This window comes from Pandoraea thiooxydans (assembly GCF_001931675.1).
Taxonomy (GTDB): domain Bacteria; phylum Pseudomonadota; class Gammaproteobacteria; order Burkholderiales; family Burkholderiaceae; genus Pandoraea; species Pandoraea thiooxydans.
Genome location: NZ_CP014839.1, coordinates 299,893 through 312,401, shown reverse-complemented (window position 1 = coordinate 312,401; position 12,509 = coordinate 299,893). Strand labels below are relative to the sequence as shown.

Genomic DNA, 12,509 nt, shown 5'->3' with positions numbered 1-12,509 from the left:
AAGCCGAAAACGCGGCATGCGTTCACCGCCCGCGCCGGGGGGATCGTCCTTGCATCGCGATGACGACGTTAAAACCGGGGTCAGAGTTGCACGCCACGCATGGCCGACGCGCGCCGGCCATGCTGTTCGTGGCTGTCGGCGCGCATTCATCGGAGTGCCGGGGTGTGCATGCGGGAGCGCCGCGTCGACGGATTGCCCGCCGGCGGTGCCCAAGTGGACCGTTGCCCGATCGCCGCAAGCGACCCGGCATGGGTAGGGATGAACAGCAAACAAGCCCCCGCTCGTTGATTGTTATTCGTCTGGCTGGCGTCTCCGACGGCGGCCTATTGTTGTTACTGTCGTATTCGCGCGGCGCGCCCGAGAGCGATCCACGTATCTTGCGCCTGTGCCGGCGCTCACGCTCGCATGCAAGGCCCCTCTATCCTGGTAGTGCCTGGGTTATCGAACGGCTGGGCGTGCACGCATCGGCACTGCCGCATGGCGTCGACTACGCCACCGGCCCGATCGGCCACCCGAGATATCATTTCTTGGTACTAACGAAGAAAACCGGTCGCGCAGTATACAGCTTCTTCCGGCCTTGCAAACCGGGGAAGACGTTCTGGATATTAGTTTAGAAGAACTACGGTAGCAACCGCGATGCCATCGACCCGTCTAGGTAATTACCCTGATCGACATCGCCATCGTTTAAGCGATCGAAAAGGCGAGAGCCGACACTGGTCACGGTGACCGCATTCACGTCAAGGCATTTTGAGGAAGCGTCACCAGTCGCCAACCGGGCCTGTGACGAATGGTTTCCGCGCAATGGGCATGCCTCGCGGCTGATTTTTCTGGACTGATGCCGCCCTCGAAACTGAGAAATACGCGCCTCTGCCGCCGCGTGACGGAGACTAAATCTGCTCACGCCCGAATGCGCACAGCCGGTCGACGTCGAGCACGTCGATCTGGTTACGCGAGACGCGCACAATGCCGAGCCGCTCCAGGTTTTGCAGTGCCTGATTGCTGCGCTGGCGGGAGACGCCCGCCAGCAGGCCGACTTCTTCCTGCGAGATGGCGAGTGTCTGCCCCGTCTCGGGGTAAAGGTCGGGGTTGAACAGTTGCGCGAGCGATTGGGCCACCCGCGCGTCGACGTCGAGCAGACGGCTGTTCTGGATCGACGCGATGAATTCCCCCATCCGGTTGTTCAGTTGATGGATCACGAACGCGTTGAACGGCAGGCTGGCGGAGAGCAACGTGTGAAAGGTTGCCGACGGCACGAACCCGACGACGGAAGGCCGGATTGCCACGACGTCGTATTTGCGAAGCTCCCGCTTGATGACGCTCCCCTCCCCGAACCAGCCTCCCGGTGGCACACCGGAAAAGGTGCAACTGCGGCCGGATGGCGTGTAAAGGGCGAGCTTGAGCAGGCCCGAATGAACGCCGATCCAGTAGTCGGACGGTGCCTGCCGGCGAGCGATCAGCGCTCCCGTTTCCCGATATTCGGCATGCGCCTGCTCCAGCACGAGCCGCTGGTGTTCACCGGCAAGCGCGCGAAACCAAGCGCAGCGCTCAAATAATCGCGGCAGTTCGGCCTGTCCGAGCGCTTCGGGCGTACTATTCCCGAGCGGGGTGGACGGTGTGTCTGGAGCGTCATTCATGGATGAATCGCAAAAAAAAGAGCACTTGCCGCGCTCGGGAAGGCTCTGTCATCGAAATGACAGACGTTGGGCAATATACGTTGATAGTCTTTGTCGATCAAGATTGGGAAAAATAAGGAGACGGCGTCATGACGCACATGTTCGATGAGGGGCTCGATCGCCGGGAGGCCAACTACGTTCCCCTCACGCCCATCGAGTTTATCGCGCGAGCGGCCGACGTTTATGGAGACCGCCTTGCGGTCGTTCACGGCGACGTGCGCCGCACCTGGGGCGAGACCTACGAGCGCGCCAGGCGTCTTGCCAGTGCGCTGCAGCGAGCCGGAATCGCCCGGGGCGACACCGTGGCGGTATTGCTGCCGAACATTCCCGCGATGGTCGAAGCCCATTTCGGCGTGCCGATGTCGGGCGGGGTGCTCAACACGCTGAACACGCGTCTTGACGTCGCATCGCTACTGTTCATGTTGCGGCACGGCGAGGCCAGGCTGCTGATCGTCGACACGGAATTCGGCGAGCTTGCGCGTCGCGCGGCCATCGAGTTCCCGCAGTTGCGCATCGTCAGTGTGAGCGATGTCATGCACGCCGATCCCCATGCATTCGCGCGCTCGATCGACTATGAAGCCTTTCTCCAGGAAGGAGATCCACGGTTTTCATACAAGTTGCCGGCCGACGAGTGGGACGCGATTGCGCTCAACTACACGTCGGGCACGACGGGCGACCCGAAGGGCGTGGTCTACCATCATCGCGGTGCGTACCTGAATGCGCTGAGCAACATCCTCGAATGGGACATGCCCAAGCACGCTGTCTATTTGTGGACACTCCCGATGTTCCATTGCAACGGCTGGTGCTTCCCGTGGACCATCGCGGCGCGCGCAGGGGTCAACGTATGCCTGCGCAAATTCGATGCCGCCACCGTGTTCGACCTGATCCGGCGTGAGCAAGTCACCCACTACTGCGGCGCGCCGATCGTCCAGAGCGCGCTCGCCAATGCCCCGGCACAATGGCGCGAAGGACTCGATCACAGGGTGTCGACCATGGTGGCCGGCGCGGCGCCGTCCCCTTCGATGATCGCCAGCATGAAGAAAATCGGCTTCGATCTGACCCACGTATACGGCCTGACCGAGGTCTACGGCCCCGCATCGGTCTGCGCGAAACAGGAGCGCTGGGAGGCGCTCGACGACGACGAGCGCGCACGCCTGAACGCGCGGCAAGGCGTTCGCTACCACCTGCAGTCGGCGGTGGCCGTGCTCGATCCGCAGACGCTGGAACCTGTGCCGCCCGATGGCGAAACCGTCGGCGAAATCATGTTTCGCGGCAACATCTGCATGAAGGGGTACCTGAAGAACGAACGGGCGACAGAAGAAGCCTTTCGCGGCGGCTGGTTCCACACCGGCGATCTTGGCGTGCAGGCGCCGGACGGCTATGTGCGCATCAAGGATCGCAGCAAGGACATCATCATCTCCGGCGGCGAGAACATTTCCAGCATCGAGATCGAAGACACGCTTTACCGGCATCCCGCGGTGTCGGTCGCGGCGGTCGTCGCCATGCCGGATCCGAAATGGGGCGAAGTGCCGTGCGCATTCGTCGAGCTCAAGGAGGGCATCGACGCGAGTGCCGACGAGCTCATCGCCCACTGCCGTCTCTTTCTCGCTGGATATAAATTGCCCAAGGCAATACACATCGGCGAGGTACCCAAGACCTCGACCGGAAAAATCCAGAAATTCGAGTTACGAGCACGGGTCGGCTCGGAACGCGCGATCGATCTGGCCGGCAATACGCCGAGCGCCTCCGCGAAAAAGGACTAGCCGGGAATGCGGCAAATCTACACAACCCTGATACAACTGCACAATTGACTGACCTGCCATGAGCTACACCGCCCCTGTGAAGGACATGCTGTTCGTTATGAAAGAGCTGGCCGGTCTCGACGAGATCGCTGCGCTACCGGGTTTCGAGGACGCGACCGAGGAAACGGCTCGCGCCGTGCTCGACGAATCGGCCAGGCTGTGCGGCGAAGTGCTCGCGCCATTGAACGCCGAAGGTGACAAAAATCCGAGCAGTTTGAAGGACGGCATGGTCACCGCGACGCCAGGCTTCAGGGAAGCATTCCAGCAGTATGCCGAGGGCGGCTGGCAGGGCCTGCAGCATCCGGCCGACTATGACGGGCAGGGCCTGCCCAAGCTGGTGGCGACGCCCTGCATCGAGATGCTCAATGCCGCGAACACGTCGTTCGCGCTGTGCCCGCTGCTGACCGACGGCGCCATCGAGGCGCTGTTGACCGCCGGCAGCGAGGAGCAAAAGCAGCGCTACGTGCCGAAGCTGATCTCCGGCCAATGGACCGGCACGATGAACCTTACCGAGCCGCAGGCGGGGTCCGATCTCGCGCTGGTACGCACGCGTGCCGAGCCGCAAGGCGACGGGACCTATCGCATCTTCGGCACGAAAATTTTCATCACCTGGGGCGAACACGACATGGCCGAGAACATCGTGCATCTCGTGCTCGCGCGTCTGCCCGATGCGCCGGACGGCGTAAAGGGCATCTCGCTGTTCATCATACCGAAGTTCATGGTCGATCAGGACGGCTCGCTGGGCGCGCGCAACGACGTGCATTGCGTCTCGATCGAGCACAAGCTCGGCATCAAGGCGAGTCCGACCGCGGTACTGCAATTCGGCGATCACGGCGGCGCCATCGGCTATCTGGTCGGCGAGGTCAACTGCGGCCTCGAATACATGTTCATCATGATGAACGCGACGCGCTTCGCAGTCGGCGTACAGGGCGTTGCGCTCGCCGATCGCGCATACCAGCGAGCGGTCGCGTATGCGAAGGAGCGCGTGCAAAGCCGCCCCGTGGACGGCTCCGCAAAGGCGGCCGTGACGATCATCCATCATCCGGACGTGCGCCGCATGCTGGGGACGATGCGCGCCCTGACCGAAGGCGCCCGCGCGCTCGCCTATGTCACCGCGGCGCACAGCGACATCGCGCATCATCACCCCGATGCCGCGGTACGCGCCGATCATCAGGCCGTCTACGAGTACCTCGTGCCGGTGGTCAAGGGCTGGAGCACGGAACTGGCGATCGACGTCACCAGCCTGGGCGTACAGGTCCATGGCGGGATGGGCTACATCGAGGAAACCGGCGCCGCGCAACACCTGCGCGATGCGCGCATCCTGCCGATCTACGAAGGCACCACGGCGATCCAGGCCAACGATCTGGTCGGGCGCAAGACGCTGCGCGACGGCGGCGCAGTCGCGACACGGCTTCTCGCCGCCGTGTCGCAGACCCTCGACGCACTCGCGGCACGCGAAGAGCCCGATTTCGAATCGATGCGCGAGCACCTCACCAAAGGCCATCGGTCGCTTGCGACCGCGATCGACTTCATTCTGGCGAACGCGAAGCGCGACCCGAACGCGGTGTTCGCCGGCAGCGTTCCATACCTGAAGCTCGCGGGCATCGTCCTGTGCGGCTGGCAGATGGCGCGTGCGCTGCTGGCGGCGTCATCCGACGAAACGCGCGATGCGGCCTTCTGCAGCGCAAAAATCGCGACCGCGCGCTTTTACGCCGAACACATCCTGCCTCAGGCGACGGCGCTCGAAATCTCGATCACCAGCGCAAAGGGCATGCAGGGCGTGCTGGCACTGTCGGAGGAGCAGTTCTGAGGCGGAGCGGCAGGCGCCGCTTCGGATCCGCATCTCGCCGATCATTGGAAAAACAACCTGGCCTCAAGCGTCGGATCCAGGCAAACCCGTAACAATTCGTAACAGAATCCGGTAAACTCCCCCGAATTTGGCCTAAAGCTCATGCGGATTCAGGCCGATGGAACATGCAGACAATACTCAGGGGGAGAGTCGGAGTGACTGATCTTAGCCGCGGACCAAAACAAAAAGCACTCACATTGAGCATCGCGGCGGGTTTGTCCGTCATGGCCCATACGGCGACTGCCAGTTATATAACGATTACCAACACCAGCACCGTCGTTGGACAGCTCACCCAAGGCATCGCCACAGATGGCAACTTCAACCTGTTGTCCATCGCCAGTACGGGTGGAATCATCTCGCCGGACTATGGCATTTACAATTTGTCCAGCACGATCACCAACGTGCTCAACGACAGCACCATCTCAGGCAGCACCGGCGGCATCTTCAACAGCGGCACCATCGTTACGTTGGACAATTCGGGCAACGGCATCATTCTCGGCGGCCCGACAGGCGTCATCAACAGCGGTATGGTCGGCACGCTGACCAACGGCGGCACCATCTCAGGCACGTCCTCAGGCGTCACCAACAGCGGCAACATCGGCGTACTGACCAATTCGGCCGGCGGGCTGATCAGCAGCGGCACCATTGGGACGACCCTGCTCGGGGTCGACAACAGCGGCACCATCGGCACGCTGACCAATGACGGCACCATTTTTGGCAGCACCTATGGCATCAACAACACAGCCAATATCGGCGTGCTGGACAACGTCGGCGGCGGCGCCTCCATCCATGGAGCAAACACTGGCATCTTCGTATCCAGCAGCGGCTCGATCGGCACGCTTGCCAACAGCGGCGCCATCGACGGCAATAGTTTCGGTGTCGTCAGCTACGGCACGATCGGCACGCTGACCAACACCGGCACGATCAGCAGCAACGGGATCGGCGTGGGCATCGCCTTCAATTCACCCGTCGGGGCACTGATCAACGAAGGCGTGATTACCGGGTCCAGCTACGGCCTGTACAACAACGCAAATATCGGCACGCTGTCCAACAGCGGCACGATTTCCAGCGCGGGCGTCGCCCTCAAGGATAACGGGTCGTTTGGCCAGATCACCAACTCGGGTGTCATCGCAGGCAACATCCAGAACACGTCCAGCTACGATCTCACCATCGACGGCGGCTCAGGCGCGATATTTGGCTCGCTGACCGGCTACAGCGGCGGATCGGTCGGCACCATAACCAGCACCGGCGCGAACGTGGCCTTCAGCGCGGGCAATCTGCTGCTCAACGACAACATCAACGTCGGCACTCACGCTGTCAACAACAACGGAACGGCTGTGCTGCAGGTCAACCGGCCTGTCACGATCACGGGCAACTACAATCAGGCCGGTGGCACGCTGCAGGTGGGGGCAGCCGGGACCACCACGGGCCAATACGGCGAACTTGTCGTCACCGGCAACACGGCGATGACCTCAGGGGCGGTAAGCCTCGTGCCGAACGGTTATGCGTTGGCTGCCGGGCAGCGCTATGTCGTTGTCGACACGGCAGGCACAGCGAACTATGGATCCGGCCTGACCTATTCGGCCGGCACGATAACCGCCACTGGTTCTTCGACCACAGCCTCAGGGCACACGTATCTGGTGGTGACGCTGAGTAATCCAACACCGACGCCCACGCCGACGCCAACGCCGACCCCCACACCGACGCCCGCGCCGGCGGCGCAGCCAAGCGTGCCCAATGCGATAGCCTCGCTCGGCGGGTTGCTGAGCTACACAGGCGTTGCCGACCCCGAGTTATTGAATCTATTCAACGCCGCACAGGGTTCGCTCAGCACCGGCTCGACGGACACCGCTAACCGCATCGGCAAGCAGCTAGGCGCACCCCGGATAGGTTGGGCGCCCGCCGCGCCGACGTTCAGTGCGCTGAACGTGGTGGGATCACACCTCAATACCCTGCGCCTGTCGCAGGCCGGTGGCCAAAGCGGTGTGTCGACCGGCGAAGGTCCGCCGCCTTGGGGCGTATGGGGACAAACCTACGGCGGTCACGCAAGTGCGAGCGAGCGCGATCATGTGGACGGTTACAGTGCGAACTATGGCGGCCTGCTGCTCGGCGCGGATCGGGCTCTCAATGAGCGCTGGCGGGCCGGCGGCGCGCTCACTTACAGCAATACGCGGATCAACAATAGCGGCGACACAGCCGGCGACACGACCCGCGTCAACGCTTATGGCCTGATCGGTTACGCAAGCTACTCGGGCAATCCCTGGTACGTCAATCTCTCGGGCGCCATGGTGCAGCAGCGATATGACACCACCCGCGCGGTGAACTTCCAGGGATTCTCGGGCATCGCCAACGGAAGCTTCAGTGGCCAACAATACGTCGCGCGAGCGGAGTTCGGGTATCCGCTGGCACTGGGCAACGTTGCGCTCACGCCGCTGGCGAGCCTGACCTACAGTTACCTGAACCAGAGTGCGTATACGGAAAGCGGCGGCAATGGCGCCGCGCTGTCGGTCGACGCGAGTCATGCCAGTTCAGTCAAGAGCAGCCTCGGCGCAAGACTGTCGCGCGGCTTCTCGACCCGCTACGGAGAACTCGTGCCGGCGCTGCAGATGCAATGGATTCACGAGTACAACCGGACGCGGCAAGTCACGGGCGCCGATTTCGCGGGCGACCCGACCGGCCAGACTGCGTTCACGACGGTTGGGGCGACACCGGTGTCCGACCTGGCCGACATCACGCTGGGGGCTACGCTGCTGCGCGCGAACAATCTGAGCGTGTCAGTGCGTTACGAAATACAGGCCGCACCCGGCTTCATGTCGCAGACCGGCACCCTGCGTCTGAGGCAGCTGTTCTGAAGCGACGCGGCCGGGCGGCGTGGTTCGCCCCGCCGCTATCGCGATCCGTCGCGCGCCTGCGGGCGTGCCCGCCCGCGCCGCTTGGCGCGAAGCACACGGCACGCGCGCCGGATCTGCGGGCAAATGCGTAGTAGCATGCCAACATCATTCGTCCCGAATCCTTGCCGCCGTACTCATGTCGACCTTTCTCAGCAGCCCGGAAACCCTGAGCATCCCTGAGGCGCTCGCGCGCGCGCATGCCCACTGGGAAGCAGGCCAGGCCGACCAGGCCGAGCAATATTGTCAACGCGTGCTCGCCGTTTGGCCCGGCCAGACCGATGCGCTGCACCTGCTGGGCCTGATGGCACATGCGTATGGCAATCTCGACGTCGCGATCGCCCATATTCGCCAAGCCTGCATGGCGCCGCGCGTGCCGGCCGTCTATTGGAGCAACCTCGCCGAGATGTATCGCCAGAAAGCTCGATTGAGCGAAGCCGAGGAGGCCGCGCGGCGCGCCGTGGCGATCGACCCGGCACTGGCGGTGGGCTGGAACAACTTGGGCATCGTGTTACAGGAGGCCGGCAAACTCCAGGAGAGCCTTGCCGGCCTGGAGCGGGTCATCACGCTGCGCCCGGACTGGGCCGAAGCCCATAACAATCTGGCGAACACCGCACGGCGTCTGGGCCGCATGGATTTTGCCGAACAACATTATCGCCAGGCGCTAACGCTCAACCCCAACTATGCCGAAGCGCACTGCAACCTGGCCTTCCTGCTGTCTACGCAGGGGCGTTACGACGAAGCGGCCTCACGGGCGCAGTGCGCGATCGACATCAATCCGCGCATGATCGAGGCCTATGTGAATCTGGCTGACGTGGAGGTCTGCCGGGGCCGTCACGATGCGGCGCTGCGTACCCTCGACATGCTTGTCGTATTCGCGCCGCGCCATCCCACCGCGCTGCTGGCACGCGCCAAGGTCCTGCGCCAACTCGATCGTCTCGACGACGCATTGGCCATCGCAACCGAGGCCGTGTCGGTGGCCCCGCAGACGGCCGACGCGCATTACGTGCTCGCCCTGGTATGCCAGGCGCTCGGGCGCGCCGATGAGGCATTGGTGCACTTCGAGCAAGCCGCGCAACTGCCAGGCACAGTGACCGAGCAAGCGCTGATCGGGCGCGCCGGGCTATTGCTCGAAGATGGTCGCGAGCCTGAGGCCCTTATCGCATTCGACCAGGCGCTGAAGGCCTTTCCGGAATCGGTGCCGGCTCGGGCCAGTCGCGCCGTCATCCGTCGTTTCGAGGCCGGCGATCCTGATATCGCGGCACTCGAAGCGGCCGTTGCCCAGAGCGGATATCGCCCGCTCGCGGAACAGATCGCGGCTCATTTCGCCCTCGGCAAAGCCTACCTGGACATCGACGATCCGGAGCAAGCCTTTCGGCACTTCGAGGAGGGCAACCGTCAGAAGCGCGCGACGTTCAGCTACGACACAAGCTTGACCGAGCAGTGGATGGAACGCTTGGCCCTGGCCCTCTCGCCGGCGCGGTATGAGCGATTGCATGGCGCGGGCGAGCCGTCCGAGCTGCCCATATTCATTATCGGCATGCCCTGTTCGGGTACCGCCCTGGTCGACCGGGTTCTCCGCTCTCACCCTCGGGCTGCCCGCGCAGGCGAGCTGTCCGCGCTGCGTTTGGCCATTGAGGGCGCCGGGGTCTTTCCGGACTGGGTCTGCGCGCTCGACGACGCAGGTGTCCAAACCGCGCTGCGCCAATGCGGGCAGGCATATCTGACACGCGTGAGTCCGCTCGCCCAGGGCCGAGCCCATTTGATCGACAAAGCACCCGGCAATTTTTTGTACGCAGGATTGATTCCGCTGATACTGCCCGGCGCTCGCATCGTTCACGTCAGGCGCGACCCGGTAAATACCTGCCTGGCCTGCTACACCGAACTGGTGGACGGGCCGTACCCATTTGCATACGACCAGACCGAGCTTGGCCTGTTCTATCGCCATTACGAACGACTCATGGCACACTGGCGCGCGATATTGCCGCGCGAGCATCTCATCGAAACCGATTATGAGGCGGTGATCGGCAATCTCGAAGGCGAAGCCCGGCGGCTGATCGATTTCCTCGACCTGCCCTGGAACGACGCCTGCCTGAGCTGGCGCGAGCAAAGCCGCGGTATGACCCGCATTGTGAACCCCAACCAGATCGAACAGCCGCCCCGCAAATCGCCGCAAAGCCGCTGGCACGCATACGCGCCTTACCTTGGCCCGCTGCTCGAAGCGCTCGAGATCGCCGCCCCATGACCATCGACGCCGGCCACGCATTCGATGTGCCCAGTATCGAGCGTGAGGTTCGTGCGCTGCTCGCGGCCGGGGATTTCGAGCGAGCCGAGGCGCGGCTGCGACAGTCTCTCGCCTCGGGCAGTGGCCCCTTGGTGCTGTGGAAGCTGCTGGTCGCGGCGATCCGTCCGCAAGGGCGCATCGCCGAAGCCCGGGCTCTTCAGGAGATGCTGGTCAGGCACGCGCCGGGCGACTTCTCGACACGCTTCGATCTGTCCGAGACCCTGTTGCTGCAAGGGGAATTCGAACGCGGCTGGCGCGAGTACCGCTATCGCTACAGCCTGCCGCACACCACCGCGATCGAGCGTAAAGTGCAGCGACCGCGCTGGGACGGTCAACCGATTCCGGGCAAGACGTTGTTGATTCACGACGAGCAGGGCTACGGCGACACTTTTCAGTTCATGCGCCTGGTGCAATGGGCCAAGCAACGTAGCGGCGCAAGGATCATCCTCGAAATCAACGCCGAAACGCTCCCGCTCGCGCGTCGCAGCGCAGGCTTCGACGACATCCTGGCGCGCGGCACCTTGCCGCCACGGTTCGATCTGCACTGCGAAATGATGAGCCTGCCGTTGGCCCTCGGCCTGAAGTTGAGCGACCTGCCAGGCCCCGTACCCTACCTGAGCGCCGACCCTGAGCGCCTGGCAAAGTGGCAGATCCGCCTGGCCAGTCTGCCTCGGCCGCTGGTGGCGCTGGTGTGGGCCGGACGGCCGACCCACCTGAACGACGCCAACCGCTCGTTGGCGCTGGCGCAATTCGCGCCGCTGGCGCGGCCGGGCATCACCTTCCTGTCGATTCAGAAGGGCCCCGCCGCCGCGCAGGCCGCGAGCCCTCCGCCTGGCATGTCGCTTCTGTCGTTAAGCGACGAGATCCAGGACTTCGACGACACCGCCGCCATACTGACCGTCGCCGACCTGTTGATCTCTGTCGATTCCTCGCCGGCCCATCTGGCCGGCGCACTGGGCAGACCGGCCTGGGTCATGCTGCCTTTCGTGCCGGATTGGCGTTGGCTGCTGGAGCGCCCCGACACACCCTGGTACCCCGGCATGCGCCTGTTCCGGCAAACCGCGCGCGCAGACTGGACGGGTGTGCTGGCGGCGATGGCGCGAGAACTTGAACTCCTTTCAGCCTGAGCGCGTCATGCATTTATCGAACGCGGCAAAGCGACTTACCGCCCTGCTGGCCTGCCTCGTCCTGAGCGGCTTGATCTCCGCTTGCGCGTCGCTCGACCGCAATGGTCACGCCGATGCGCTCGCCGCCCCTGCGGGCCTGCATCGCGAACTGATCGATAGCGGCCGCTTCACACTCACGGCGTTTTCTCGCATCACACGGCCCGACGCCCCTCTCGACATCTACATCGAAGGTGACGGCCTGGCCTGGATCACGCGCTATCAGCCTTCGCTCGACCCTACGCCGCGCGTGGCAACGGCGTTGGCTTTGGCTGCGGCAGACCCCGCACCGAATGTCGTTTATTTGGCGCGCCCATGCCAATTCACCCCAATGGCGATGAACCCGCGCTGCACCATCCCGTATTGGACCAGCAAGCGCTTCTCCCCCGAAGTTGTGACGTCGATGAACACTGCATTGACTCAGTTTGCGGCGCGCGTGCCCGGGCAGCGCATCAACCTGATCGGCTACTCGGGCGGCGGCGCACTGGCCGTGCTGATCGCCGCGCGCCGACACGATGTCGCATCAATACGCACGGTAGCGGGTAATCTGGACGACGCGTTCGTCAACCGACTGCACCATGTGTCGCCAATGCCTGATTCGGACAACCCCATCGACTTTGCGAGCCGCGTCGCTTGGATTCCGCAGATTCACTTCAGCGGCGCCGACGACACCGTCGTGCCGCCGGCCGTGGCACAACGCTTTGTCGCGGCCGCTGGCCGGCGATGCGCCAAGACACGCGTGGTGCCCGGCATTGGCCATGATGGCGACTGGGCCCGGCTATGGCCCGCGTTGCTGCGTATGACACCGGCTTGTATCGGGTCAGCGAAGATCCACCGATGACGCCCGCCG

Annotated in this window: 7 protein-coding genes; 6 read left to right on the top strand and 1 reads right to left on the bottom strand. The window is 63.7% G+C overall.

Going from position 1 to position 12,509, the window contains the following annotated elements:
* Window positions 1–887: 887 nt before the first annotated feature.
* Window positions 888–1,634, bottom strand: coding sequence for a Crp/Fnr family transcriptional regulator (locus PATSB16_RS01465; protein ID WP_047216124.1), 747 nt, complete (start codon window positions 1,632–1,634; stop codon window positions 888–890).
* Window positions 1,635–1,762: 128 nt separating this feature from the next.
* On the opposite strand from PATSB16_RS01465, the gene PATSB16_RS01460 reads away from it, so the two are divergent.
* From PATSB16_RS01460 to PATSB16_RS01435, 6 genes are all read left to right on the top strand, one after another.
* Window positions 1,763–3,436, top strand: a complete 1,674-nt coding sequence (locus tag PATSB16_RS01460; protein WP_047216123.1) for an acyl-CoA synthetase — start codon at window positions 1,763–1,765, stop codon at window positions 3,434–3,436.
* 58 nt (window positions 3,437–3,494) lie between these two features.
* Window positions 3,495–5,285, top strand: a complete 1,791-nt coding sequence (locus PATSB16_RS01455; protein ID WP_047216122.1) for an acyl-CoA dehydrogenase — start codon at window positions 3,495–3,497, stop codon at window positions 5,283–5,285.
* Between the two features lie 263 nt (window positions 5,286–5,548).
* A complete protein-coding gene (locus PATSB16_RS01450) occupies window positions 5,549–8,176 on the top strand; it encodes an autotransporter outer membrane beta-barrel domain-containing protein (RefSeq protein ID WP_237170275.1) in 2,628 nt (875 codons plus the stop codon).
* Between the two features lie 175 nt (window positions 8,177–8,351).
* Entirely contained in the window at window positions 8,352–10,457 is a 2,106-nt protein-coding gene (locus tag PATSB16_RS01445) for a tetratricopeptide repeat-containing sulfotransferase family protein (protein ID WP_047216121.1), read from the top strand.
* Window positions 10,454–11,623 (top strand): tetratricopeptide repeat protein, encoded by a 1,170-nt coding sequence (locus PATSB16_RS01440; RefSeq protein ID WP_047216120.1) that lies wholly within the window; start codon window positions 10,454–10,456, stop codon window positions 11,621–11,623. The genes PATSB16_RS01445 and PATSB16_RS01440 overlap by 4 nt, the downstream gene beginning before the upstream one ends.
* Before the next feature lie 7 nt (window positions 11,624–11,630).
* Entirely contained in the window at window positions 11,631–12,500 is an 870-nt protein-coding gene (locus PATSB16_RS01435; RefSeq protein ID WP_047216119.1) for an alpha/beta hydrolase family protein, read from the top strand.
* The last annotated feature ends 9 nt before the right edge of the window (window positions 12,501–12,509 follow it).

Excerpts from the sequence above, each read along its gene's own strand:
- PATSB16_RS01440 (WP_047216120.1), top strand. The coding sequence starts at position 10,454 with ATGACCATCGACGCCGGCCACGCATTCGATGTGCCCAGTATCGAGCGT.
- PATSB16_RS01460 (WP_047216123.1), top strand. The coding sequence starts at position 1,763 with ATGACGCACATGTTCGATGAGGGGCTCGATCGCCGGGAGGCCAACTAC.
- PATSB16_RS01455 (WP_047216122.1), top strand. The coding sequence starts at position 3,495 with ATGAGCTACACCGCCCCTGTGAAGGACATGCTGTTCGTTATGAAAGAG.
- PATSB16_RS01445 (WP_047216121.1), top strand. The coding sequence starts at position 8,352 with ATGTCGACCTTTCTCAGCAGCCCGGAAACCCTGAGCATCCCTGAGGCG.
- PATSB16_RS01435 (WP_047216119.1), top strand. The coding sequence starts at position 11,631 with ATGCATTTATCGAACGCGGCAAAGCGACTTACCGCCCTGCTGGCCTGC.
- PATSB16_RS01465 (WP_047216124.1), bottom strand. The coding sequence starts at position 1,634 with ATGAATGACGCTCCAGACACACCGTCCACCCCGCTCGGGAATAGTACG.
- PATSB16_RS01450 (WP_237170275.1), top strand. The coding sequence starts at position 5,549 with ATGGCCCATACGGCGACTGCCAGTTATATAACGATTACCAACACCAGC.